Source organism: Pantoea sp. sgz302252 (assembly GCF_042610525.1).
Classification (GTDB): Bacteria; Pseudomonadota; Gammaproteobacteria; order Enterobacterales; family Enterobacteriaceae; genus Erwinia.
The window spans coordinates 791,938-815,036 of record NZ_JBHDVM010000001.1 but is presented as its reverse complement, the minus strand read 5'-3'; the positions used below and the strand labels follow the sequence as shown (position 1 = coordinate 815,036).

19 protein-coding genes are annotated in these 23,099 nt (G+C 55.1%); 4 read left to right on the top strand and 15 right to left on the bottom strand.

Going from position 1 to position 23,099, the window contains the following annotated elements; genetic code table 11:
- Positions 1–353 precede the first annotated feature (353 nt).
- Positions 354–2,729, top strand: coding sequence for a membrane-bound PQQ-dependent dehydrogenase, glucose/quinate/shikimate family (locus tag ACETPC_RS03630; protein ID WP_380178678.1), 2,376 nt, complete (start codon positions 354–356; stop codon positions 2,727–2,729).
- Between the two features lie 78 nt (positions 2,730–2,807).
- Here ACETPC_RS03630 and ACETPC_RS03625 read toward each other — a convergent pair whose 3' ends face one another.
- The 8 genes from ACETPC_RS03625 to ACETPC_RS03590 form a co-directional block, all read right to left on the bottom strand.
- Positions 2,808–3,950 carry a hypothetical protein gene (locus ACETPC_RS03625; RefSeq protein ID WP_380178676.1) on the bottom strand — a complete coding sequence of 381 codons (1,143 nt, stop codon included), beginning with the start codon at positions 3,948–3,950 and terminating at the stop codon, positions 2,808–2,810.
- 355 nt (positions 3,951–4,305) lie between these two features.
- A complete protein-coding gene (locus ACETPC_RS03620; RefSeq protein ID WP_380178674.1) occupies positions 4,306–5,940 on the bottom strand; it encodes a GMC family oxidoreductase in 1,635 nt (544 codons plus the stop codon).
- A complete protein-coding gene (locus ACETPC_RS03615; RefSeq protein ID WP_380178673.1) occupies positions 5,937–6,449 on the bottom strand; it encodes a sugar dehydrogenase complex small subunit in 513 nt (170 codons plus the stop codon). The genes ACETPC_RS03620 and ACETPC_RS03615 overlap by 4 nt, the downstream gene beginning before the upstream one ends.
- Entirely contained in the window at positions 6,436–7,815 is a 1,380-nt protein-coding gene (locus ACETPC_RS03610; RefSeq protein ID WP_380178671.1) for a c-type cytochrome, read from the bottom strand. Before ACETPC_RS03610 ends, ACETPC_RS03615 begins: the two co-directional genes overlap by 14 nt.
- A gap of 80 nt (positions 7,816–7,895) precedes the next feature.
- A complete protein-coding gene (locus ACETPC_RS03605) occupies positions 7,896–8,606 on the bottom strand; it encodes a hypothetical protein (protein WP_380178670.1) in 711 nt (236 codons plus the stop codon).
- Between the two features lie 50 nt (positions 8,607–8,656).
- A complete protein-coding gene (locus tag ACETPC_RS03600; RefSeq protein WP_380178668.1) occupies positions 8,657–9,802 on the bottom strand; it encodes a lactonase family protein in 1,146 nt (381 codons plus the stop codon).
- 29 nt (positions 9,803–9,831) lie between these two features.
- Positions 9,832–10,470 carry an aldolase gene (locus tag ACETPC_RS03595; protein WP_380178666.1) on the bottom strand — a complete coding sequence of 213 codons (639 nt, stop codon included), beginning with the start codon at positions 10,468–10,470 and terminating at the stop codon, positions 9,832–9,834.
- A gap of 20 nt (positions 10,471–10,490) precedes the next feature.
- A complete protein-coding gene (locus tag ACETPC_RS03590) occupies positions 10,491–11,804 on the bottom strand; it encodes an MFS transporter (protein ID WP_380178664.1) in 1,314 nt (437 codons plus the stop codon).
- A gap of 202 nt (positions 11,805–12,006) precedes the next feature.
- Here ACETPC_RS03590 and ACETPC_RS03585 point away from each other — a divergent pair, with 202 nt between their 5' ends.
- The gene (locus tag ACETPC_RS03585) at positions 12,007–13,044 is read left to right on the top strand and encodes a LacI family DNA-binding transcriptional regulator (RefSeq protein ID WP_380178662.1); all 1,038 of its coding nucleotides are present in this window, start codon (positions 12,007–12,009) and stop codon (positions 13,042–13,044) included.
- Positions 13,045–13,046: 2 nt separating this feature from the next.
- Here the strand turns inward: ACETPC_RS03585 and ACETPC_RS03580 are convergent, their stop codons facing one another.
- A complete protein-coding gene (locus tag ACETPC_RS03580; RefSeq protein ID WP_380178660.1) occupies positions 13,047–13,742 on the bottom strand; it encodes a molybdate ABC transporter substrate-binding protein in 696 nt (231 codons plus the stop codon).
- A gap of 12 nt (positions 13,743–13,754) precedes the next feature.
- The gene (locus tag ACETPC_RS03575; protein ID WP_380178658.1) at positions 13,755–14,990 is read right to left on the bottom strand and encodes an alpha-hydroxy-acid oxidizing protein; all 1,236 of its coding nucleotides are present in this window, start codon (positions 14,988–14,990) and stop codon (positions 13,755–13,757) included.
- A 238-nt stretch (positions 14,991–15,228) separates the two neighbouring features.
- Here ACETPC_RS03575 and ACETPC_RS03570 point away from each other — a divergent pair, with 238 nt between their 5' ends.
- Both ACETPC_RS03570 and otnK read left to right on the top strand, forming a co-directional pair.
- Complete coding sequence (locus ACETPC_RS03570) at positions 15,229–15,894, top strand: arylsulfatase (RefSeq protein ID WP_380178656.1); 666 nt, start codon at positions 15,229–15,231, stop codon at positions 15,892–15,894.
- A 3-nt stretch (positions 15,895–15,897) separates the two neighbouring features.
- Positions 15,898–17,166 carry a 3-oxo-tetronate kinase gene (gene otnK / locus ACETPC_RS03565; protein WP_380178654.1) on the top strand — a complete coding sequence of 423 codons (1,269 nt, stop codon included), beginning with the start codon at positions 15,898–15,900 and terminating at the stop codon, positions 17,164–17,166.
- 78 nt (positions 17,167–17,244) lie between these two features.
- Here otnK and ACETPC_RS03560 read toward each other — a convergent pair whose 3' ends face one another.
- The 5 genes from ACETPC_RS03560 to kdpD all read right to left on the bottom strand — a co-directional run bounded on the left by ACETPC_RS03560 (position 17,245) and on the right by kdpD (position 23,097).
- Entirely contained in the window at positions 17,245–18,138 is an 894-nt protein-coding gene (locus tag ACETPC_RS03560) for an SDR family oxidoreductase (protein WP_380178652.1), read from the bottom strand.
- A gap of 408 nt (positions 18,139–18,546) precedes the next feature.
- Entirely contained in the window at positions 18,547–18,765 is a 219-nt protein-coding gene (locus ACETPC_RS03555) for a hypothetical protein (RefSeq protein WP_380178650.1), read from the bottom strand.
- Positions 18,766–18,957: 192 nt separating this feature from the next.
- Positions 18,958–19,638, bottom strand: coding sequence for an ATP-dependent Clp protease proteolytic subunit (locus tag ACETPC_RS03550; RefSeq protein ID WP_380178648.1), 681 nt, complete (start codon positions 19,636–19,638; stop codon positions 18,958–18,960).
- 121 nt (positions 19,639–19,759) lie between these two features.
- Entirely contained in the window at positions 19,760–20,437 is a 678-nt protein-coding gene (gene kdpE / locus ACETPC_RS03545; protein ID WP_380178646.1) for a two-component system response regulator KdpE, read from the bottom strand.
- A complete protein-coding gene (gene kdpD, locus ACETPC_RS03540) occupies positions 20,434–23,097 on the bottom strand; it encodes a two-component system sensor histidine kinase KdpD (RefSeq protein WP_380178644.1) in 2,664 nt (887 codons plus the stop codon). The genes kdpE and kdpD overlap by 4 nt, the downstream gene beginning before the upstream one ends.
- Positions 23,098–23,099 lie beyond the last annotated feature (2 nt).

Genomic DNA, 23,099 nt, shown 5'->3' with positions numbered 1-23,099 from the left:
CAGGCAGCTTGCCTGCTTTTCATAGTAGAAACGCATCGTACCTCCACATTATTTAAGCGAGCTGGAGCATAAATTACCGATGATTTCCTTCCAGCCTGTTTACAGTTTATAGCCATAACGCCCCTTACTGACTGCCTGATATTGCGGCTACCGTAGCGCTTTGAAAAAAGCTTGCTGCTCCTCTTTTAACAGGCAATCAGCGCGTACGCGACATAATCCTTCCGTCCCTCAATTATCACCTAAAATACATAAATTAATTGGTATTTTCTTTTCGAATAATTTTAGTTAATTTTATGTTGTTAAATTGTAATTAAAAATTCAAACCATCCCTGTGGTTACCTTGAGAGACGAAAATGATAAAACTAACGAGTATTGTTATAGCGATTGTCGGCATCGCTATGCTTTACATGGGCGGGAAATTGCTGCTGCTCGGCGGCTCGCCGTTCTATGTTGTGATGGCGATCGGCCTGCTGATTACGGCCTTCGCGCTGTTCAAAAAGAAAAAAATCGCGCTGTCTGTCTATGCGGTTTTGATGTGGCTGGTACTGGCCTGGATCCTTTACGAAGTGGGTCTGGACAAGTGGCAGTGGATCCCGCGCGGGGATGTTATCGGTCTGATTGGCGTCTGGCTTGCCTTGCCATGGATTGTGCGTCCGCTGTCAAAAGCTCAGTCTTCAGGCAAATCCAGCGGCTTTCATCCTTTCCTTGGCACCACGGTTATCATTATGATCGCCCTGGTTATTGGCCTGTCTTTCTACGATCCTTATCCGCAGGAAGGTAACCTGACTAACAAACGTAATCCGGTTGACACTGCTGTTGCCGGTGACGACTGGGCGGCCTACGGGGGCACCAGCAACGGCCTGCGCTTCTCCAGTCTCAAACAGATTACTAAAGATAACGTCAGCGATCTGCAAATGGCCTGGACCTATCATACCGGCGATTTAAGTAACGAACAGGATGCGACGGAATATACTTTCGAGGCTACGCCACTAAAGGTAAACAACACCGTCTATTTTTGTACGCCACATAACGAAGTGCATGCGCTAAACCCTGAAACCGGCGCGCTTAAGTGGAAATATCAGCCAGCGAAAGATCGTTCTTATCTGCAACAGCATCAAACCTGCCGCGGCGTCAGTTATTATGCGCCAGAAAAGCAGAACGCCGCTACAACTGATGCCGCTGCGCCTGCGCAGTGTCGCAAGCGTATCTTTAATGCCACAACAGACGCTAAACTTATTGCCCTGGATGCGGACAGCGGCAAGCCGTGCGCCGACTTCGGCAACGACGGTATTGTTGATTTGCGCGCCAATATGGGGACTATTCGGCCGCATGCGTTAATGCAGACTTCTGCGCCACTGGTGGCGGGAAACCTGGTCATTGTAGGCGGTTCGGTAATGGATAACGGCTTCAACAGCGGCAATCCCTCCGGCGTGATCCGCGCTTATGATGTTAACAGCGGTCGCCTGGTCTGGAATTTTGACCCGGCTAATCCGCAGCAGACGCAGCCACTTGCGGCGGGTCAGACCTATCCTCAGGATACGCCGGTAGCCTGGGCTACGCTAAGCGCCGACCTGAAAAATGGCCTGGTGTATGTGCCATTCGGTAACGCCTCGCCTGATGAGCTGGGCGGACGTCGTGATGCCGACAGCAATACCGAGAAATTCCGCGATACGCTGGTGGCGCTGGATCTGAAAACCGGCGCGTTCAAATGGCGCTTTCAGTCCTCCAAAAACGACCTGTGGGATCGCGATAATCCTTCGCAGCCTTCGCTACTGGATATCGACTATCAGGGTAGCCGTCAGCCGGTAGTGATCCTGCCGACCAAAACCGGCAACCTGTTTGTGTTAAACCGCCTGACCGGTCAGGCCGTCTATCCGATCAATCAGGTAGACGTCTCTACCCAGGGCGGCGTTAAAGGCGAGAAGTTCTCACCAACCCAGCCGGTATCCGCGCTGAACTTTATCCCCGAGCCGTTAAAAGAAAAGTCGATGTGGGGTTTGACGCCGTTTGACCAGATGGCCTGCCGCATGACATTTAAATCGATGCGTTATGACGGCAACCCCTGGACACCGGCTACCGAAGCGGGATCTATTGTTTTCCCTGGCAATATCGGCGTCTTTAACTGGGGGTCGGTGGCAATCGATCCCGAGCGGCAAATTCTGGTCGCCTCGCCGGTGCGCCTGGCCTATAAGTACAACCTGATTAAGCGCACGCCGGAAACGGAAAACAAGCGCCTGTTTACCAAAGACGGCACGCCGTACTGGAATGAGAACTTTGCGGGCGACTATGCGATCCGTATCCAACAGTTCGCCTCTGGTTTGGGCATCCCCTGCATTGCGCCGCCGTGGGGCCGTATGGTTGGCGTTGATCTGACCACCGGCAAAACCGAGTGGCTGCGTCGTGTAGGCACCACCAAAAACCTGAAAACCACCTTTCTGCCGGGCCGCTTCCCGATTGGTTTCCCAATGGGGATGGTGGCGCATGGCGGGCCGCTGACCACGGCAGGCGATTTGGTTTTCCATGGCGCGACGGCGGACAACTTTTTCCGCGCTTACGATATCAATACCGGCAAACTGCTGTGGCAAACCGAGCTGCCAGCGGGCGGACAAGCAACGCCAGCCACCTATCTTGGCGCTGATAACAAACAGTACGTTATTATCGCGGCGGGCGGGCACGGTTCACTGGGCACCAAAGCAGGAGACAGCGTTACCGCCTGGCGCCTGAAGTAAAACGCCTGTGGACGGCAGGATGCCGTCCTTTATTCTCGCTGTATTGCTGCGAATTACCCCAGGCAGCGCCAGCGCCATTCAGACAAAGAGCCATTTCGCGGCGGTCAGGCACAAGGCCGCCACTGTAAACATGCACGCCGTCAGCCATTTTGTCTGGCCGGTTATAGCTTTGAATACCTCTACCCGCAGCAAATTCAGGTCATCGCGCGTTGCCAGCGTCTCTACATACACGCTTAACTTAGTCAGACTATTTTGTGTGGCAAAGGATTCGCTTTTTACCGCCAGCTCATTGAGATCGGCTTTGGTGGCAAAAGTTTCGCTTTTTACCGCCAGCTCATGAAGGTTGGCTTTCGTGGCGAAAGAGTCGCTTCGTGCAGTTAGCTCATGAACATCGGCTTTGGTCGCAAAAGTCTCGCTTTTTACCGCCAGCTCATAAACATCGGCTTTGGTGGCAAAAGTCTCGCTTTTTACCGCCAGCTCATGGAGGTCGGCTTTCGTAGCGAAAGAGTCGCTTCGTGCAGTTAGCTCATGAACATCGGCTTTGGTCGCAAAAGTCTCGCTCTTTACCGCCAGCTCATGGAGGTCGGCTTTCGTAGCGAAAGAGTCGCTTCGTGCAGTTAGCTCATGAACATCGGCTTTGGTCGCAAAAGTCTCGCTCTTTACCGCCAGCTCATGGAGGTCGGCTTTCGTAGCGAAAGAGTCGCTTCGTGCAGTTAGCTCATGAACATCGGCTTTGGTCGCAAAAGTCTCGCTTTTTACCGCCAGTTCATGGAGGTCGGCTTTCGTGGCGAAAGAGTCGCTTCGTGCAGTTAGCTCATGAACATCGGCTTTGGTCGCAAAAGTCTCGCTTTTTACCGCCAGCTCATGAACATCGGCTTTGGTCGCAAAAGTCTCGCTTTTTGCTGCCAGCTCATGGAGGTCGGCTCTCGTGGCGAAAGAGTCGCTTCGTGCAGTTAGCTCATGAACATCGGCTTTGGTCGCAAAAGTCTCGCTTTTTACCGCCAGCTCATGAACATCGGCTTTGGTCGCAAAAGTTTCGCTTTTTACTGCCAGCTCATGGAGGTCGGCTCTCGTGGCAAAGTTTTCAATTTGTGAAGCGACTTTGTTAAACTCGTTCCCGGTTACCAGGGATTCGGTTCGCGCAGTAAGCACGGCCAGATCGAGTTTTATCTGACGTGTATCCTGCTCCAGACGATCAAAACGGTGAGTCTGTCTGCTCATTTTTCCTGCTCTCCCTTTCAGCGGCTCGCAAACGCTGATGTCTGCGAACCTGTGTTCCTTTACAGGCACGGTCGTTGCCTTCCTTAATAAATTATTATTATAAAACATAGCAGAACTCCTTATTCAATTTCGGGCCAGTTTAAGGCGTTCCGATAAGAATAAAAAAGGAGTTTGTTATGGAAAGGGAAGGTTAACATCGAATACCAGAGATGGCTCGCTGTTTTTTTACAATAGCGATGAAATTTACATTTTTTTCCGAATCAGCTTCGCATTTTTAAGCTGAAAGCCGCGGGAGAGTCACGAGCGGATAGGGTATTATCCGCTCGTGGAATAATAGTAATGTTATTCTGTAAATTTAAATCTTAATTGTATTTAGCATATAGTCGGCCAGCCGCAGGCTTAGCGCGGCACCGGTCAGAGTAGGATTCATGCAGGACGCCGAAGGCATTACGCTGGTGCCAGCAATAAACAGGTTAGGGTGGTCGTGGCTTTGGCAATGTCTGTTAACTACCGAATCATCCGGGTTGTCACCCATGATAGTGGTTCCCATAATATGCTGGCGATCCTGATAGCCAGTATCAATTTTTGATATATCAGCATTCAAAAGACGGGCGAAGTTATCAAAATCTTTCAAACCTTGCTCTTTGCCGGCGTGCCAATAGTCGGTAACGCTGTAATAGATTTCCGGTACGGCTATACCTATCGCATCTTTTTTACTTTTGCTGGGGATAATACGGTTTTCTGCCAACGGCAGCGTTTCGAAATCAATAGCGAAATTTAAAGATCGAGCGGAAAGCCTTTTTAACTCCTCATCCAGCTTAGAGCCCAGAACGCCTTTTTTAATCAGCGAAGCGGCATAATCCGCAGTAGGCACGGTATTACGTACTTTGATTTTATAACTCGGAAAATCCTTGCGAAAAGCACCGTCGCGGTTATTCAGGTAAACCAGAAGCTCCGTTGGCCCCTGACCCGGCCACACATCCTCGTTCATTACCACATTCATACTGATCCCTGTATGGCCCATCAGATTGCGGCCGACCTGATCGGAACTGTTGGCAATCCCCTGAGGATAGCGTTCTGAAGTAGACATCAGCAGCAACTTTGGCGATTCGATGCCGTAGGCGGCAAGCACGAAATAGCGGGCAGTCAGGTGATGGTTACTGCCATCGGGGCGGCGATACCAGATACCGCTGATATTTCCCTGCTCATCCGCTTCGATATTATAGACTACCGAGTTATCCAACAGTCTTGCGCCGTGGCGCTCCGCTTCGTCAATATGCATTGAACCGTCATACTTAGCGGCAATAGGACATACCGGATTGCAATTATTATTGCCTGCACAAACAGGCCGTTGACCGTAAGGACGGGTTGCACGGCCGTTTGGCTCCATGACCGGATGGTAGCCGCCTTTACCCAGCAGTAAGGAAAGACGTTTAAACAGATAGCTCGGCTCCAGTCCTTTCATCGGAAACGGCGTAGAACGCGGCGGCCAGGCTTCGCCACCCTGGCCGCTTTCATCCTGGCCGTCCATACCTGATACGCCAAGTTCGCGCTCGGCCTCGCCATACCAGGGTTCAAGATCCTGATAGGAGACCGGCCAGTCACGACCGCGGCCATATAAGCTTTGCAGTTTGAAATCGTTTGGGATCATGCGCCACAGCGCGGAGCCGAAATGCCAGGTTGTGCCGCCAACCACTCGCAGATATTTGGTGGGATATTTAACCGGGCCGGTTTGCTGCAGATACTCGCCATAGGTCGAAGGAACGTGCGGCAAATCGGGATAGGGCGAACCAACGCCCTGGAGTTTCATATTGGTAAGTGACATTTTAAACGGCGAATTACGGAAGCGTTCGACAATCTCCTGGCGCTTAACGCGCGGGCCCGCTTCGACGATAATTACCGATTTTCCCGCCTTTGCCAGCTGCGTAGCTATCAGGCCGCCCATCACGCCCGAACCAATTACAATCACGTCGGCATCAATATTTTTCATTGCTGAACTTCCCGTTTAGCCATTTCAGGATTGTCGCCCCAGGAGTCCGGGCCGCCGCCATAGGTTGGGACAACCAGGATGCCCTGGGTAGGTTGATACATCATGGCGTCGGCATAAGCGATAAGCTCGCTTTCAGCGCCTTCGCCCACCACGCCGGTATACCAGCTGCCGATAATTAACGCCGCCGTCTGGAAAAATGGCGTTTGCGCAGGCGTAGCCGCAAGAAAATCATCGACGTGCGCAAAGCGCCGCGTGGCAAGATAATCGGCTAACGCGGTGAGGTGAATCTGAAAACCCTCGTAATGACGGCTTAGCGCCTCGTAATAGCGCTGGCTGAGAATGGTGCTGACCTGTCGCCTGACCAAAAAAGTGGACAGCGCGTTAAAATCAACGGTTGCGGCAGGCTGGGCGGCAAGCTGGCGAGGAAAAAGCGTGGCGCAGCAGGCGCTGAGTGACAGCGCGGCCATGCCTTTCAGCAGCCGACGGCGAGCAGGATTAATTGGCTGCATGATCTCTCCTTTTACGGCGAAGCAGTGCGAAACCTGTAACGATAAACAGAATCACTAACGCGGATCCTGTGAGAACTGCGGGACGGGTTAGTTTCACCAGCAAAGGCGTATCGCCACCTTGCCGCAGCTCTTTAACGCGTTCAGCCGTCACGACAACGGAAGAGTTGCCGAAATTCTTCAGCACATAGTTACTGACATCGGCAATCTGTTGGTCGCTGAGGCGATCGGTGAAGTCGGCATCAGGGCCGAAAGCGGGCATGGCGACCTCATCCCGCCGCACGCCAAACAGAATGGCGGAAACCAGGTTGTCCGGTCTGTCCGCGCCGGTAGCGCTATTGTGAAACAGAGAGGGATAGCGCCCATTGCCCTGGCCCTGTGGCTGGTGGCAGTTGGCGCAACTGCCGCTGAAAATTTGCCAGCCTTCATCGTTTTGGCTCTTCTGACCACGTAGCCGCTGTTCATCGCTGGAAGCCTGGCCGTAACTGTCGCGCGAGCGGCTGTCGCCGCTGTTGACTGCGGGAACCTGACGCAAATAGGCAGTTATAGCCTGGATATCCGTCTCTTTGAGATGCGCCAGACCATGCTCAACGGCCTCCGCCATCGGCCCGGCGGCCTGAGCTTTAGCGATATGGCCGGTTTTTAAATAGCGTGCCAGCTCGTCGCTGCTCCAGCTACCGATACCCGATTGCAGATCGGGCGTAATATTGGGCGCGTACCAGCTACCTAAACTGCTGCCTGAAAAAGCCCGGGCGTTATTCTGCGCCAGCAAAAAGTTACGCGGCGTATGGCAGGTATCGCAGTGTGCCAGCGCGTTAACCAGATAATCACCCCGATTTACCTCTGGCGATTTGTGGGGATCGGGCACAAAGGTTTTGTTTTCAGCATAGAGCAGATTCCAAACCGCCATAGAGGCGCGAATGCTGAACGGGAAAGGCAAATGGGTCTCAGGTGCGGCTTGTTCAACCGGCGCCACACCGTGCATAAAATAGTAATAAAGGGCGTGGACATCTTCATCAGTGATTTTGTTATAGGCGGTATAGGGCATAGCCGGATAGAGATGGCGGCCTTGTTTGTCTATGCCTTCCCTAACCGCGCGCCCGAACTCCTCTTCACTATATTCGCCAATGCCATAACGAACTGAAGGAGTAATATTACTGGCGTAAATATTTCCCAACGGCGAATGAATAGCGTAACCGCCCGCCATTGGCGCGCCCTGTTGCGTCGATGTGTGGCATGCGCCGCAGTCGGCGGCCTGTGCAAGATATTTTCCCTTAGCGATAATATCGGCATTGTCCTGCGGCTGAGCGGCAGCAGAAACTATCCCGGTGACAAGGCTAATCGCCAAAGGCAGACTGAATCGTCTCACCTGACATGCTCCTGTAAAATAAAAAAGAAAACTGCTTATCGGCTGACCGCCCTGTAGCCGGGCGGTTTTATCATTGGGGGTTACAGCAGCTCGTAATCGTTGAAGGTCAGCGGGGTTTCTCCGCCATTGGTCAGCTCCACCTGGCCTGGCTGGGTCAGAAGGGCGTCGCCGCGATGCAGCCAGATCTCTTTGTTACGATTAGGCTGGCCAGGAATGGATTCCAGCAGGCGACCTTCGGTAAAAAAGACGCGCACGCCAGGCCCGTGCTGCGTATAGAGCGTGGTGCTTTCGCCTGGCTGTAAGGTGACTTTCCAGCCCTTAACCGTTTTCTGATCCAGAACCTGCTGAAAAGCCGGATTATCTGGTCGGGTCGCGCCACCGAAATTTTGTGGGCCATGCTGCTTAATCTCAAAAGCCACCTGATGATTCAGGGTAGTGCCGGTATTGGTGACTTTATCGGTGTCAGATTTACCCTGATGCGCGCCGAACTTTACGTTGCCGGTTTTCATCTCGGTATCTTTTGCTGGTTCATTGGGATAGGAAATATGCACCAGGCTACCGTTGATATGGGTATTCACATAATCCAGATGCTGCTCATGAAACAGCGTGGACTGGCCGGGCCGGATCATCACGCGCATTACCGTGACGTACTGATTTTCGAGAATAACGTGGTGCAGCGGCTCCAGATCGGTGGCGACCACTTTTTCCTCCGCGTGCGCGGCGGGAACTGCGGCAAAAGCAAAAAGACCTGTAGCGCACAAGGCGGAAAGGAAAGAATGTCTGCGTTTCATACTGTCTCCTGTTATTGCTGCCATACAGGGCCCGTCCGGGCCCGTGAAAGTTACTCTTCGACCAGCGATATCCAGTTCGCGCCTTTGCCCGTAGGGTAGCGGCCATCCAGCTTGAGCGAGCCGCTGGCAGGGTCGATGGAATAGAGGGAAAGCTGCGTCGATTTCTGCCCGGACTCGATCAGAAAGCGGCCGCCGTTGTCGATTGCGAAGCCGCGAGGCTGCTGTTCGGTTTTGATGCTGGTGAGGTAAGTCAGATGACCGTCATCAGGATCCACGGAAAAAGAGGAGAGCGTGCTGCTGGTGCGCTCGGTGGAATAAAGAAAGCGGCCGTCCGGCGTCAGGTGAATATCCGCCTGCCAGATGCGCGGTTTTTGCGAAGGCGGCAAATCATCGTCGCCTGTTAGCGGACGCGCTTCGCCGCGCTGCATATCTTCTTGTGGCGATACGGAATTCACCGTAGCGACTGGCGTTGTGGTGCCGTCGGCGTTTAGCGTTAGCTGGCTAATATTGCCCGCCATTTCAGTCAGCACGTATAGGCTACGCTTGCCCTGTTTATCCGTATCAGGCGCAATCACAAAATGGCGCGGGCCGGTCGCTGCCTCGCTCTGAATATTAATAAAAGGCGGATCGTTTGGCGTCACCTTGCCGCTGGCAGCGTCAAAGCGGTATTGCAGGAGCTGATCGGCGCCTAAAAGCGTGACATAAAGAAAGTGGTTAGTGGGATCGACCTGAATAGCGTGCGCGCGCTTTCCGGTATGCACAACCTGCACTGGCTGAGCCTCCACCTTGCCGTCGCTGTCGATACGGTTAATGCTAAAGAGATCGCCGCCGTAAGAGGCGCTCAGCAGAAAATGCCCCTGTTTATCGGTAGAGAGATAAGCCATGCTTTCCGGCAGCGGCGACTGGCTGGCCTTCACTAACTGGCCATCGGGCTGAATATGGTAAGCCACCACACTGTAAGGCTTGCTGCGGACAGAAACATAAAGCATCTTTTTATCCGGCGAGACCACTGAGGACATCGCTTTAGCGCCAGCCGGAAAGCTGCCGATCGGCACCAGCGCTTTCTTTGCTTTATCCAGCTGATAGCCGGTAATGGTGCCGCTTTCAGCATTGGAAACGTAGACCAGACTTTGGGCATGGGCCGCGCCTGACAGCGCCGCCAGTGAGAGCAGCATGCCTGCATAAATTTTTTTCATTATTATTTCCTTGTAGGGTAAAAAGCCTGTTACCAGCGGGTTGCAAACACCTCGCACAACTCTGCGACATCGCTATCGCCCAGCGGCTGTGGTTTGACCGCTGCCTGCCGCCACAGCCGGGCAATTTCTTCCAGTTCTTCCAGCGCGAAGCAGGCGGCGAGCACCGAGCGGCCCCAGATGACCGGGCCAAGCCGCTCCAGCATCACGCCGCGCACCTCGCAGGCGAGTTCTGCAACTTGTTCCGCTACTTGCGAGGCGCCGGGACGACAGTAACGGATCAGCGGGATACGGCCTACCTTCATCACCTGATAGGGCGTAATCGGCGGCAGAATGCTCTGTGCCTGCCAGACGCCTTCCAGCGTCAGGCCAACCAGGTTGGTGGAATGAGTATGTACTACGCCCTGAACCTCCGGATTACGATCGTAGACCTGGCGGTGCAGCAGCAGCGTTTTCGAAGGCTTTTCACCCGAGATCCATTCGCCGTTACGGCTGACTTTAGCAATACTTTCCGGCGTCAGGCGGCCCAGACAGGCATCGGTCGGCGTAATCAGCCAGCCATCAGTCAGACGGGCGCTAATATTTCCGGCGGTGCCGACGGTGTAACCCCGATCGTAAAGGCTTTTGCCAACCTGGCAGATCTCTTCGCGCAGCTGATGTTCACTGGTCATGCTCTTTCTCCACATCGGGATTAAATTTTATGGTCGGCGGGCAGAACAGGGCCCACCGTTTCGGTTTTTTTAATCGGCAGCGGCTCGATTTTGCCCATAATGAACATAAAGTTGAGCGCGCCGAACACGCAGATGCCGCCCGCCACCAGCAGGGGTACCACAAAGGAGCCGTGGCTGAGGGTCAGCATCAGGCCGGTAAAAGAGGCGGTGACAATCCCGGCCAGGTTACCGGCAAAGTTCTGAATGCCGCCCAGCGTACCGACATAGCTGGCGCTGGGTGCAACATCGGCCGGAAGCGTCCAGATATTGGCAGCGGTAAAGGCCAGGCCCGCGTAGGTCAGTGAAAACAGCGTCAGGATCACCGGCACGCTATTGGTGAAAGCGGCGAAGGCGATCACAGAAGAGAGCAGCATGCCGCCGATCAGGCAGGCTTTGCGCGCAGTGGTCAGTGAAAAGCCTTTACGGTAAAGCCAGTCAGAGGTAATCCCACCCAACAGGCTGCCCGGAATTCCCATCAGCGCGGGGATTGCGCCCAGCGTGCCCAGCTCTTTCAACGAAAAGCCGTGCGCCATCGTCAGATAGGTAGGAAACCAGGTAACAAAGAAATAGGTGGCGAAATTCATGCAGAAAAAGCCGATCATCATGCCCCAGACGGTACGATGACGAAACAGCCCACCGATACGTACCTTCTCGTTCTTATCCACCGTCTGCACGCTGCGGTCAGCCAGCAGATTTTGGCGTTCCTGCTCGTTAAGCCCCTTCATTTCCTCCGGTTCTCGGTAAAAAACCAGCCAGACCGCGACCCACGCCAGCCCGAGTCCACCGGTAACGATAAAAGAGGTTTCCCAGTCCCAGACGCTGATTAACCAGGCGACCAGCGGCAGGGCGATAGCGCTACCTGCACGCGGGCCGGCATCAAAAATGCCGCTGGCGGTAGCGCGCTCTTTTTTAGCGAACCAGGAATAAACCACTTTGGCACAGCCGGGATAGCCGCCGGACTCACCCAGGCCAAGCATCAGGCGCGAGGCAAAAATAGAGGTAAAGCCGCGACCGAAAGCGGTAAACACGGTAAACAGCGACCACCAGCCTACGGCGATAGCCAGTCCGGTTCGTGCGCCAAGCCGGTCAATCAGGCGGCCTGCCGGAATCTGCATTAAGGCGTATGTCCAAAAAAACGCGCCCAAAATCAATCCCATACTGGTGTCGTCCAGGCCAAGATCCTGCTTAATATGAGGCGCGGCGATCGCCAGATTGATGCGATCGATATAGTTTATGGCGATGGCAAAAAAGCAGAACGCTATCATCAGCCAGCGGATCCGCGGGTATCTACGCATGGTGAATTCCTTTATTATTTCCGGGCCTGGCGCCCGTTGGTTGTTATGGTTTGGTAAAGATTTATCTATATTTGATAATATGGTGTTAAAAGTAAGCGATTACAAAATTCAGTCAAGTAAAAAGTAAGCGCTTTCAAAACCGATTTCTGCTTGTCTGCTAATTTTGTGGACAACATCACTAATTTTGCTCTGGAGTCAGAAGATGTCCGATAAGCCCTCGTCATCCGCCCGCGTATCGCTGGACGACGTCGCCCTGCGCGCGGGCGTGTCCACCGCAACGGTTTCCAGGGTGCTGAACGGCAGCGCCTCTGTTCGCCAGTCACGTCGCGAAGCGGTTGAACGAGCCTGCGAAGAGCTGGGCTATGTTATTAATCGTGCCGCCCGAACGCTGGCCTCGCGCCGCAGCATGACCATAGGCGCCGTAGTGCCTACGCTGGCGACGGAGACTTTTTCCCGCCCGCTGGCGGCTTTTCAGCAGCAGATCCACCATTCCGGCTACACCATGCTGCTGGCGAATTCCGATTTCGATCCGGATACCGAGCTGAAAGAGGTAAATAAGCTGGTGGAGTACGGCATTGACGCGCTGATGCTGGTGGGAAACAGCCATCACCCGCGGCTGTGGGAACGGATCGAGCAACAAAATATTCCCTGCATCCAGACCTTTTCTCTGGACAGGCGCTATCCCAGCGTGGGCTATGACAATGAACTGGCAGCCGAAGAGTTGACCGCGCACCTGCTGGGCCTGGGGCATAAAGCCTTTGGCGTGATTGTGGGAACGCCACCGTCGAACGATCGCGTTTCCAGCCGCATTACGGGCACGCGGCAGGCGCTGGCAGCTGCGGGGCTGCGGCTTGAGGAGGCTAACCTGATTAACAGCGCCTTCACCATGAACCAGGCGCGCCAGGCGATGTTTCGCCTGTTGGACGGGCCGAATCCGCCTACGGCAGTAATTTGCGGCAACGATTTGTTGGCCTTCGGCGCTATGCGCGCGGCCAGCGAGCGCTATTTACGCATTCCAAACGATATTTCCATTACCGGCTTTAACGATTATGAATATGCTGAGCATCTGGAGCGTCCGCTAACCACTATGCGTGTGGAGCTGGATAAAATAGGCAAGGTTGCCGCAGATTATCTGCTGGCGAAGCTGCATGGTGAAGCTGCGCCAACCCAAACCGAGCTAAAGCCGGAGCTGATCGTACGCGGTAGCACAGGTTCCGCGCCGCGCGATCCTAAAATCTAAACTCAGCGCGCAGTCAGGCCAAAAGCCGTAAAAGCCTGCATCGCTTTCTCCGCCCGCAGGAAATCCAGCAGGGCGGCAGCGGCTGCAGGCTCCGCCGCCCGCGTAAATACGCCGCCGGAGAAAGAAAGCACTTTCTGCGCGCCGGGCGGTAGCGGGCCGATGACTTTAATACCTTCAACCATCAGCAGTTCGCTGATTTGCTGCACCGCTATATCCGCCTTGCCAGCCAGCAGCTGTTCTGCGGTAAAGCCTTCGGCAATAGTGGTGGCGCGCGCGTCGATCTCTTCCGCTATATCCAGTTTTTTCAATAACGTTTGGAAATAGATCCCGCTTGCGCCGCCAAGCGAATAACACACCGATTTGGCTGCCAGCAGCGCCTGTTTAAAAGCCGCAAGGTTACTGATATCGGGCGCGACAGCATCGGGCAGCATTGCCAGGCCCAGCGGTGAATCCACCAACTCGACCCGGCTGTCGGCCTTAACCAGGCCCTGGGCTATCAGCCTGTCCATGGCTTCGGCGGTGACGATAACCGCATCTGCCGTCGCGCCGTCGGCAATCTTTTTTTCAATCACCGAGGTAGGATTCCAGTCGATCGCCAGCGGCCGATCGCTATAAGCCTCTTGCCAGGCTTGCTGCACGGCGGTAAAGGGTGCGCGGATGGCCAGCACGCTAAAAAGATGAAGAGTTTTATCGCTCATGGTGTTTTTCCTTTAACCTGTTTTGCGCAGATAGCTGCTGTCCAGTTCGCCCGGCGTGCGAACGCCGATTAATGCCAGATCGCGGTCGATTTCGTCGCGCAGGATATGCATAGCGTGTTCGACGCCCGCCTGGCCATCAATCACAGCGCCGTAAAGAAACGGCCTGCCCAGAAAAACAAAATCCGCGCCCAGCGCCATCGCTTTCATTACATCAGTGCCGCGTCGAATGCCGCTGTCGATAATAACTTTCATCGAGCCTTTCTTCGCGGCAATCTCCGGCAGCGTCACCAGCGGCGGCACGGTATGATCCAGCTGGCGGCCGCCATGATTAGAGAGGATCACCGCGTCCGCGCCCAGGTCGCGCGCGATAAAAGCATCATCCGGTGACATCAGGCCCTTAATGACCAGATTGCCAGGCCACTTTTTGCGAATCGCCTCGACATTTTTCCAACACAATTTGTCGCGGGCATGCGTATTACGTACCTTGCTCGACATCATTGGCGGCCCACGCTCCGCGTCGGTATTTTCAAAATGCGGCGCACCGTGACGCAGAAAGGTTTGCGCAACCGTACCCAGCAGCCAGCGCGGATTCATGGCGCTCTGAAAAGCGACTTTCGGCGTGATCTTAATCGGCATACTGAAACCGCTGCGCGTATTGTGCTCGCGGTTGCCCAGCATCGGCGTATCGCCGGTAACCACCAGCGTTTCATAGCCCGCCGCCGCAACGCGATCGATTAGCCGATCGATACGCGGCTGGTCGCCAGCCAGATAAGCCTGGAACCAGGCATCCGGATTAGCGGCATGGACGTCTTCAAGTTTAATCAGCGAAGAGGCGCTGAGGATCATCGGCACGTTCATCTCTCTGGCCGCTTTTGCCAGCGCGATATCAGCCTGATAGGCAACGAAAGAGGCACCGCCCAGCGGCGCGACGCCAAAGGGGTGCTGGTAAGTATGACCAAATAAAGTGGTGCGCTGATCGCGGCCGGAAACGTCCCGGAACATGCGTGGCACAAAAGTATATTGCCGGTAGGCTTCAAAATTTCCGGCAATGCCGCGTCCGGTTTCCACGCCGCCCGCCACGTACTGATAAATCATATCCGGCAGGCGACGGCGGGCATGCCGCTCAAAGTCTTCCAGCGCCAGCAGGTCGCGAAAATGACGCGGAACCTTTTTCAGGGCCGGATTGCCGACGGTAGGCGCCGCGCCCGGCACCACGGCAACGGTAGAAGTATTAGCAGGTGAAGTCATAGGCGGTCTCAGCATCTGTTAGTTAAGGGTCAGTAGGGCATCGGAAAGAACAAAAATACGACGAATTTTGTAAGCGCTTTCAATTCTGGCTAATAATCGCTAACATTTCAATAACAGCGCGGCGCCGTCCGGCGCGTTTTATGTGACGCAGTTCACTTTACAGAGACTTTTGTAAGCCCTTACATTGAAAGGCGCGCCGTGACGGGCGCGCTCAAAGCAGCCTCATCAGGAGAAAAGGATGAACAGAATCGTATTACTGCACGCCACGCCGGTAGCGATGGCTCCCATTCATGCGGCCTTCAATGAAGTCTGGCCAGAAGCGGAAGCCATTAACCTGCTTGATGACGGACTCTCTGTGGATCGCGCCAGGGAAAAGGGCCTTTCATTAGCGCTGACCGACCGCTTTGTCCGGCTGGGCGAGTATGGTTTCTCTATGCAGGCACAGGGCATTCTGGTTACCTGTTCAGCCTTTGGTCCGGCTATTGACCGGCTAAGCGCTACCTTGCCGGTGCCGGTGCATAAACCCAATGAGGCGATGTTTATGGAGGCGGTGGCGCAGGGGAAAAATATCGGCATGCTGGCGACCTTTGGCCCGGCGGTTGAAACCATGACCGACGAATTTGATGAGTATGTGTCACAGCACGACTCGCAGGCGAAACTAACCACGATACTGGTGGATGACGCCATCGATCTGTTAAAAAAAGGCGATGCGGAGAGCCACAACCGCCTGGTTGCCGCACGGGCGAAAGAGCTGGCGCACTGCGACGTTATTATGCTTGCCCATTTCTCAACTTCACGCGCTGCCGAAAGCGTACGTGAACAAGTGGCTATTCCAGTGCTGACCGCGCCGCATGCCGCCGTTAAACGAATGAAAGCCAGCGTGCTTGCCGCCGCTAAGGAGTAACCCGTGTTAATTGGCGTAATTGCAGATGATTTTACCGGGGCCAGCGATATCGCGGCGACGCTGGCAAAAGGGCTAATTGGGGAAGGCGGTCTGAACACCACGCAGTATATCGGTGTCCCGACGGAACCGGCGGAGGCAGAGGTAGAAGCGGGCGTGGTGGCTTTAAAAAGCCGCTCTGTTTCTGCTGATGAGGCGGTTGCGCAAGCTACAGCGGCCTGCCGTTGGCTGCTGGAACAGGGCTGCGAGCAGATCGTTTTTAAATATTGTTCGACCTTCGACTCAACGCAGGCGGGCAATATTGGCCCGGTGACGGAAGCACTGGCGGCGCTGCTGGATGTACAGAGCGTAGTAATGTGCCCGGCTTTCCCTGCTTTGGGGCGTACCCTTTATCAGGGTCACCTTTTTGTTCACGACAGACCGCTAAACGAATCGGGTATGGAGCACCATCCGCTAACGCCGATGAAGGATGCGGATTTACGCCGCGTGCTGCGACAGCAGAGTAGCTGCCGTGTGGCGCATATTCCCTGGCAGACTGTGGTACAGGGCACGCAGGCTTTGCAGCAGGCCATCAACAGCCAAACGGAACGGACTTTAGTACTGGTAGATGCGATTAGCGAGCACGATCTTATCACTATAGGACGAGCCTGCCAGGGCGCTAAGCTATTAACAGGTGGCTCGGGGATAGCGCTGGCGCTGCCGCATAATTTTATTTCGCAGGGGCGGGCGCGAGGCAAACAGGCACAGGCGCCTTTTATTGAAGGGCCAGAGGCCATCCTGGTCGGTAGCTGTTCCGGCGCCACGCGCGCGCAAATTGCTGAACATCAAAAAGGCCATCCGGTAATGATGATTGCAGTGGAAGAGGTGCTGGAAGGCATCACGGGGCCGGAAAAACTGATTTCTTTTATTACCGAAAACCAGGGCCGCGCGCCGCTGGTCTACTCCTCCGGCGATCCTGAAACGGTAAAAAGGGTGCAGCAAAAGTATGGAAGTGAAAAAGTGGCTGCTGCGCTGGATAATCTGTTCGGTGAGACCGCGCAGCGGCTGGTGGCTACCGGAACGCGTCGGATTGTTGTTGGCGGCGGAGAAACTTCCGGCGCAGTGGTCAGCGCTCTGGGACCTGGCGCCCTGACTATAGGCGCAGAAATAGATCCTGGCGTGCCTTCCATGGTTTCTCGCGGCGAGTATCCAGTGGCGCTGGCGTTAAAATCCGGCAATTTCGGCAGCCGGGATTTCTTTGCCAAAGCCGTTGCCGCACTGCGAGGCGGAAGCTGAAAAAATGAAGGGAAGTAAAAAGCCCGTCCCTCATTGACGAGGGCCGGGCTAAATTAATTATGGTAACAGCCGGACTGGTTACAGCGTACCGGTGCCGCCATCAGAACACCAGACCTGACCGGAGGTATAGCTGGATTCCGTTGAGGCCAGGGTAACGTAAAGCGGCGCGATTTCTGCCGGCTGTCCCGGACGGCCCAACGGCGCGCTGCCGCCAAACTCTTTTACTTTTTCCTGTGGCTGGCCGCCGCTGGACTGCAATGGCGTCCAGTAAGGGCCTGGCGCTACCGCATTCACGCGAATACCTTCCTCGCCCAGCTGTTGCGCCAGCGCTTTGGTAAAGGCGGCGATAGAAGCTTTAGTCTGAGCGTAATCCAGCAGAATAGCGCTTGGGCTATAGGCCTGCACGGAAGAGGTGTTGATAATAGCGCCGCCGCGTGGAATATGATCTACAGCTGCTTTGGTGATCCAGAACATCGCATAGACGTTGGTTTTGAAAGTCGCATCAAAATCTTCGGTGCTAAGGGTACGGATAGATTCGTTGAACTGCTGACGACCAGCATTGTTCACCAGAATATCCAGGCCGCCCAGCTGGCTTACCGCGTCGCTGACCAGCTTTTTACAGAATTCTTCAGAGCGAATATCGCCCGGTAGCGCCACCGCTTTACGGCCTTCTGCCTCAATCAGCTTGATGACTTCCGCTGCGTCTGATTCTTCTTCAGGCAGATAGCCAATGGCAACATCGGCGCCTTCGCGGGCATAGGCAATAGCAACGGCCCGGCCAATACCGGAATCGCCGCCGGTGATCAGTGCTTTTCTGCCCGCTAAACGGCCGGAGCCGCGATAAGTTTTTTCACCGTGATCGGGCTGGGGGATCATTTTACTGGCAAGACCCGGTGCCTGCTGCGGCTGTTCCGGAAACGGCGGTGTTGGATAGTCCACGGTCAGCAACGATTTTTTTGTCTGTTCGCTCATTAAATGCTCCTTCCTCGGTGTTAATTCGTAACAACAAGCCTGGCACAAATGTGATAGTTGTCACGTTTGACGGTGAAAATAATAAATAAGTCTGCTGAAAAACCTGTGTTACTGATTAGAGATCCTCAGCATTTAAGGGGCTTGCACCAGCAAGCATTAATAATTTTTGGCTGCCAGAAAAATAATAAAATGTAGGGCAATTGACTAATAAAGCAGCAAAGTCGAATTCGGGAAGGTTTTCCAGGATCTAAATAATTAGCCTGGCGAAAGTTTATCAATATGTAAATTTAAATAGCATCGCCACTCTTTTGATAAAGTCTGTCTTAAACGCCAGCCTGCAAATAAATAGCGAGTCGCCCCAGGCTAACGTTATTAAATCAATTGGCGTTAGCCCGGAGGATTACGTGATCAGCGTTTCTTTTCAGGATAACGCGGCGACGGTCCCTGACTCCAGTCAGGCTTATCCCCCGACATAATAGCGGTACGCTGCTGCTTACTGGGTTTATCCATTATCCCTGGCTGTGAGGGCGATGCGGCGGGATGAACGCTGGCGGGATCCAGGTTTTCAACCGCACAGCCGCTGCACAGCAGCAATACGCCCAGGGATAAAGAAAAAAAGATTTTCATCAGACTGCTAAACCTGAAGCGATGGAGGGCCTGTAGCTGGAGCAAAGCATTACGGAACAGGGACGTCCCGTACTGAGCTGCCATGGAAGGCGCTTTTTGCGTCTTTGCGGAAGATACAGACCCTCCTGAGCAGGTACCGGTATACTTTTTTATTAACCTCATTTTCATTTTGCATTCCTTTTCTGCGCGCTATTAAGGCTCCAGGCTGTCGGTCAGGGTAAGCGAAATATCGGCCTGTGCCAGCTTTTCCGTGATGCCGGTCGCCAGTTTGCTGGTGACCGCCTGGCTGGCATCCAGCATTGCCCGCGACGATTCGCTGGCCAGCAGGGCGTCGATAGCCTCTTCGCTCAGGCTGGTACAGCGTTGATACGTTTTTTTAAACATAAGATTATATCTGTCGGTCAGCTGTTTAAGCCGTAACAGTTCGTCCGCTTTAACATATTGCCGGGCGCTGTTTTCCGCTGCGGCAGGATGAAGCACAAAGGTAGCCAGCGGCAGGGTAAGCCGCTGCTTGCCCGCGCAATAAATTAGCGTAGCGGCAGAAGCCGTCATGGATATATTAACGGTGGTAACCGGTATAGTGGAATTAGCTACCGCCTGCGCAGCGATATAGCCGCCGTCCATATCGCCGCCGTAGCTGTTGAGATAGAGCGTTATCTCCCGCAGCGCCGGGTAATTAAGATTAAATTTATGTAGCGTCTCCGCCAGCTCCAGCGCTTTATTCGCTGTTACGTTGCCGTTAAAGAAAATGCGGGCTTGGGTAAATTTTGTCGGTCTGCCATCGGTGCGCTGCGTGACGGAGATGGCCGCTGCGGCGGAAAAAGCGCAGCAGGCCAGCGCACCGCATAAAGTGACTGCGGTTATGCGTTTCATTTAAATCCCTTTATCTCTGCAAATAATTTGTCGCGGCAGGAGCATACTGCCGCAGAAAATCTGATTTTGTGAGCAGAGGCAAATAAATGAGGTTTACAAAATAAGCATGGCCAGCAGCACGCTACAGCCGGAAGCGGTAGCCGACGCCGGTTTCCGTTTGCAGATGGCGGGGACGCGCGGGATCGGCCTCCAGCTTCTGCCGTAAATGGCCCATATAGATGCGCAGATAGTGGCTGTGCTCGCTGGCGTTTGGGCCCCAGACCTGAACCAGCAGCTGGCGTTGCGTCATCACCTTGCCGTGATTATTCAACAAAACAGCGAGCAGTCGGAATTCGATAGGCGTCAGGTGCAGTTCTTCGCCCGCCCGGGTAATTCGCCTGGCTGCCAAATCGACCTGAATATCGGAAAAGGTAAAGACGGGATCGCTGTCTGCTTCATGCGCCGAGCGACGCAGAGCTACCCGAAGGCGCGCCTGAAGTTCGCCGATACCGAAAGGCTTAGTGAGGTAATCATCTGCGCCAGCATCCAGCGCGGCGATTTTGTCTTCCTCTTCGCTGCGGGCGGAAAGCACAATCACCGGTTTCTGGCTCCACTGACGGAATTCCTGCAAAAAAGTCAGGCCATCGCCGTCCGGCAACCCCAAATCCAGGATAACCAGATCCGGCTTGCGCGTGGCGGCCTCCAGCAGGCCGCGCTGCAGCGTTTGCGCCTCAAACACGCGCAGAGATTCGTTTTCCAGCGCGATGCGCAAAAAGCGGCCAATCTCTTTTTCATCTTCGATAATCAGTACGGTGGTCACAGCGCTTCACCTGTTTCTGCTAAATCGGGTAGCGGCGCCTGCGGCAGGCTAATCCTGAAGCTGGCGCCGCCTTGTGGGCGTTGATGAGCGCTAATAGCGCCGCCGTGCACGTCGATAATCGCCTGACAAATCGCCAGGCCAAGTCCGACGCCAGGGATCGCCGATTCCCGCTCGCCGCGACTGAATTTAGCAAAAAGCGCCTGCTCCTGACCAGCGGGCAGGCCGGGGCCGCTGTCCCAGACTTCAATCTCCAGCTCGCCCGGCTGGGTTTGCGCACGAATACCGATTTGCGCCAGCGGCCCGGCATATTTCATGGCGTTTTCCAGCAGGTTAATCAGCACGCGTTCGAATAATGGCCCGTCAACCTGAATCAGAGCCAGCGGGTCGGCCATCTCCAGCTCAACGGGCTGTCCCTTGCTGCCGGGTTCCAGCGTCGCCAGCGCGCTGCCAATAACTTCTTCCAGCGTCAGCCATTCGCGCTTGAGATGAAAACCGCCGGTCTGAAGCCGCGCCATATCCAGCAGGTTATTGACCAGCCGCGTCAGGCGAAGAATATGCTGGCGAATATCACTGGCCTGGCGAGCCTGCGGCAAGTTATCGGCTGCCAGATCCAGGGTTAGTATCTCGACCTGGCCAAACAGGACGGTCAGCGGGGTACGCAGATCGTGGGAAAGGGCGGCCAGCAGCGAATGCCGTAGCTGTTCACGTTCACTAACCACGCGAGCCTGTTCCTCGCTGGCCGTCAACTGTAAACGCTCCAGCGCGCTGGCCGTCAGCAGCAGCACCGTTTCCAAAAGCTGCTGCTGTTCCGGCGCAAACGGCGGGTTCTGTAACCCAACTGCCATCACGCCCAGATTTTTCTCAGCAACGCGCAGCGGCAGGATTTGGTAAGGGACGCCGGGAAGCGTGTCGGTGCCTGCGCCCGCCGGTTCACCATGCTCGTAACTCCAGCGGGCAATGCCTTCATCCAGCCGGAAAGTTTCTGCCTCAGGCGGTTGTTTGATCAGGCAGTCGTTTTCATCAGGCAGAAGCAGCGCGCTATCGGTGTGGAAAATAGCATAGACCGCATGCTGGCTTGCCGCTGCTATCTCCTGCGCGCTGCGCGCTTTCGCCAGAGAACTGGAAAGGGCATAAAGCTGACCGGTTCGCCTTTCGCGATGGCGGGCGATGCGGGCCTGATAGCGTACGCCAGCGGTCAGATTGCCGACAAGCAGGCCGACGCTCAACATCACGCCAAAAGTTAGCAGATACTGGGCATCGGAGACCGCCAGCGTGCCTCGTGGCGAGACGAAAAAGAGATCGAAAGCGATCACGTTGATCGCCGTAGCGAATACTGAAGGCCAGCGTCCGGCCTGTAACGCGACTATGACCACGCCCAGCAGATAAAGCATCACCAGATTGGCGGGATCAAAGGCTGGCAGCCAGCGGCTGGCGATAAAAGTGATAGCGGCACACAGCGCTGTTGCCAGCAAACAGCCCTGCATGCCCTGACGCCAGCGGCGAGCCGATTTTAACGGCGGCGCGGCGGTGCAGGCCGGTTTATCGCCGGGAGCGACAATAATAAGGTCAAGCTCAGGCGCACGGGCCGCCAGGCGCTCTGCCAGCGAAAGCGGCCGAAACCAACGGCGGACGCTGTCTCTTCCCAGCACTACTTTGCCGAGGTCATGCTCGCGGGCATAACGTGCTATTGCCTTATCTGCTGAAGAATCGGCCAGCACGGCGCTCTCCGCGCCCAGCTGCCGGGCCAGGCGAAGCGAAGCCAGCGCGGTGCGGCGCTGCTGTTTGCTCAGCCTCGCAGAGGTTTCGACGCTAATCGCATGCCATTCGCTGCCTAATCTTGCCGCCAGACGCGCCGCAGTCCTGACCAGTTTTTCACTGCCTTCTTCATAGCCTACGCAAAGCAATACGGCATCCCGTGTATGCCAGACTTTTTCGCGGCCTCGCCCGTCGCGCCAGGCCTGCATTTGATCATCCACCCGCTCGGCGGCTCGCCGCAGCGCCAGTTCGCGCAAGGCGATGAGGTTGCCCTTGCGGAAAAAATGCTCCGCCGCCCGGTCGGCATTATCACCGGTGTAAACCTTGCCCTGTTTAAGACGCAGCAGCAGGTCGTCAGGCGGCAAATCTACCAGAATGATTTCATCCGCAGCGTCGAAAAAAGGATCGGGCAGCGTTTCGCGCACCTGAACGCCGGTTACGCCGTTAACGATATCATTCAGGCTTTCCAGATGCTGAACGTTGACGGTAGCCAGCACATCGATACCTGCCGCCAACAGTTCTTTGACATCCTGCCAGCGTTTGGGATGGCGCGAGCCAGGTGCGTTGCTGTGCGCCAGTTCGTCCATCAGGATCACGGCAGGATGATGCGCCAGCGCGGCGTCGAGATCGAACTCCTCCAGCTGGCGGCCCCGATGCTGCCGCTGCTGCTGCGGTAGTCGCGGCAAGCCGTGCAGCAATGCCGCCGTTTCCTGCCTGCCGTGCGTTTCCACTACGCCGACCATCACATCCAGATGAAGCGCATGCAGCCGTCGCGCTTCCTGTAGCATCGCCCAGGTTTTGCCAACGCCCGCGCAGGCGCCGAAGAAAATTTTTAGCTTGCCGCGCGGCCTGTCGTTGGCATGCTGCAATAGCCTGTCGGGATTGGGGCGGAGCGAATCGACCATTC

Bases quoted from the DNA above. Each gene is read 5' to 3' on its own strand.
- ACETPC_RS03630 (WP_380178678.1), top strand. From the start codon at position 354: ATGATAAAACTAACGAGTATTGTTATAGCGATTGTCGGCATCGCTATG.
- ACETPC_RS03625 (WP_380178676.1), bottom strand. From the start codon at position 3,950: ATGAGCAGACAGACTCACCGTTTTGATCGTCTGGAGCAGGATACACGT.
- ACETPC_RS03620 (WP_380178674.1), bottom strand. From the start codon at position 5,940: ATGAAAAATATTGATGCCGACGTGATTGTAATTGGTTCGGGCGTGATG.
- ACETPC_RS03615 (WP_380178673.1), bottom strand. From the start codon at position 6,449: ATGCAGCCAATTAATCCTGCTCGCCGTCGGCTGCTGAAAGGCATGGCC.
- ACETPC_RS03605 (WP_380178670.1), bottom strand. From the start codon at position 8,606: ATGAAACGCAGACATTCTTTCCTTTCCGCCTTGTGCGCTACAGGTCTT.
- ACETPC_RS03600 (WP_380178668.1), bottom strand. From the start codon at position 9,802: ATGAAAAAAATTTATGCAGGCATGCTGCTCTCACTGGCGGCGCTGTCA.
- ACETPC_RS03595 (WP_380178666.1), bottom strand. From the start codon at position 10,470: ATGACCAGTGAACATCAGCTGCGCGAAGAGATCTGCCAGGTTGGCAAA.
- ACETPC_RS03590 (WP_380178664.1), bottom strand. From the start codon at position 11,804: ATGCGTAGATACCCGCGGATCCGCTGGCTGATGATAGCGTTCTGCTTT.
- ACETPC_RS03585 (WP_380178662.1), top strand. From the start codon at position 12,007: ATGTCCGATAAGCCCTCGTCATCCGCCCGCGTATCGCTGGACGACGTC.
- ACETPC_RS03580 (WP_380178660.1), bottom strand. From the start codon at position 13,742: ATGAGCGATAAAACTCTTCATCTTTTTAGCGTGCTGGCCATCCGCGCA.
- ACETPC_RS03575 (WP_380178658.1), bottom strand. From the start codon at position 14,990: ATGACTTCACCTGCTAATACTTCTACCGTTGCCGTGGTGCCGGGCGCG.
- ACETPC_RS03570 (WP_380178656.1), top strand. From the start codon at position 15,229: ATGAACAGAATCGTATTACTGCACGCCACGCCGGTAGCGATGGCTCCC.
- ACETPC_RS03560 (WP_380178652.1), bottom strand. From the start codon at position 18,138: ATGAGCGAACAGACAAAAAAATCGTTGCTGACCGTGGACTATCCAACA.
- ACETPC_RS03555 (WP_380178650.1), bottom strand. From the start codon at position 18,765: ATGAAAATCTTTTTTTCTTTATCCCTGGGCGTATTGCTGCTGTGCAGC.
- ACETPC_RS03550 (WP_380178648.1), bottom strand. From the start codon at position 19,638: ATGAAACGCATAACCGCAGTCACTTTATGCGGTGCGCTGGCCTGCTGC.
- kdpD (WP_380178644.1), bottom strand. From the start codon at position 23,097: ATGGTCGATTCGCTCCGCCCCAATCCCGACAGGCTATTGCAGCATGCC.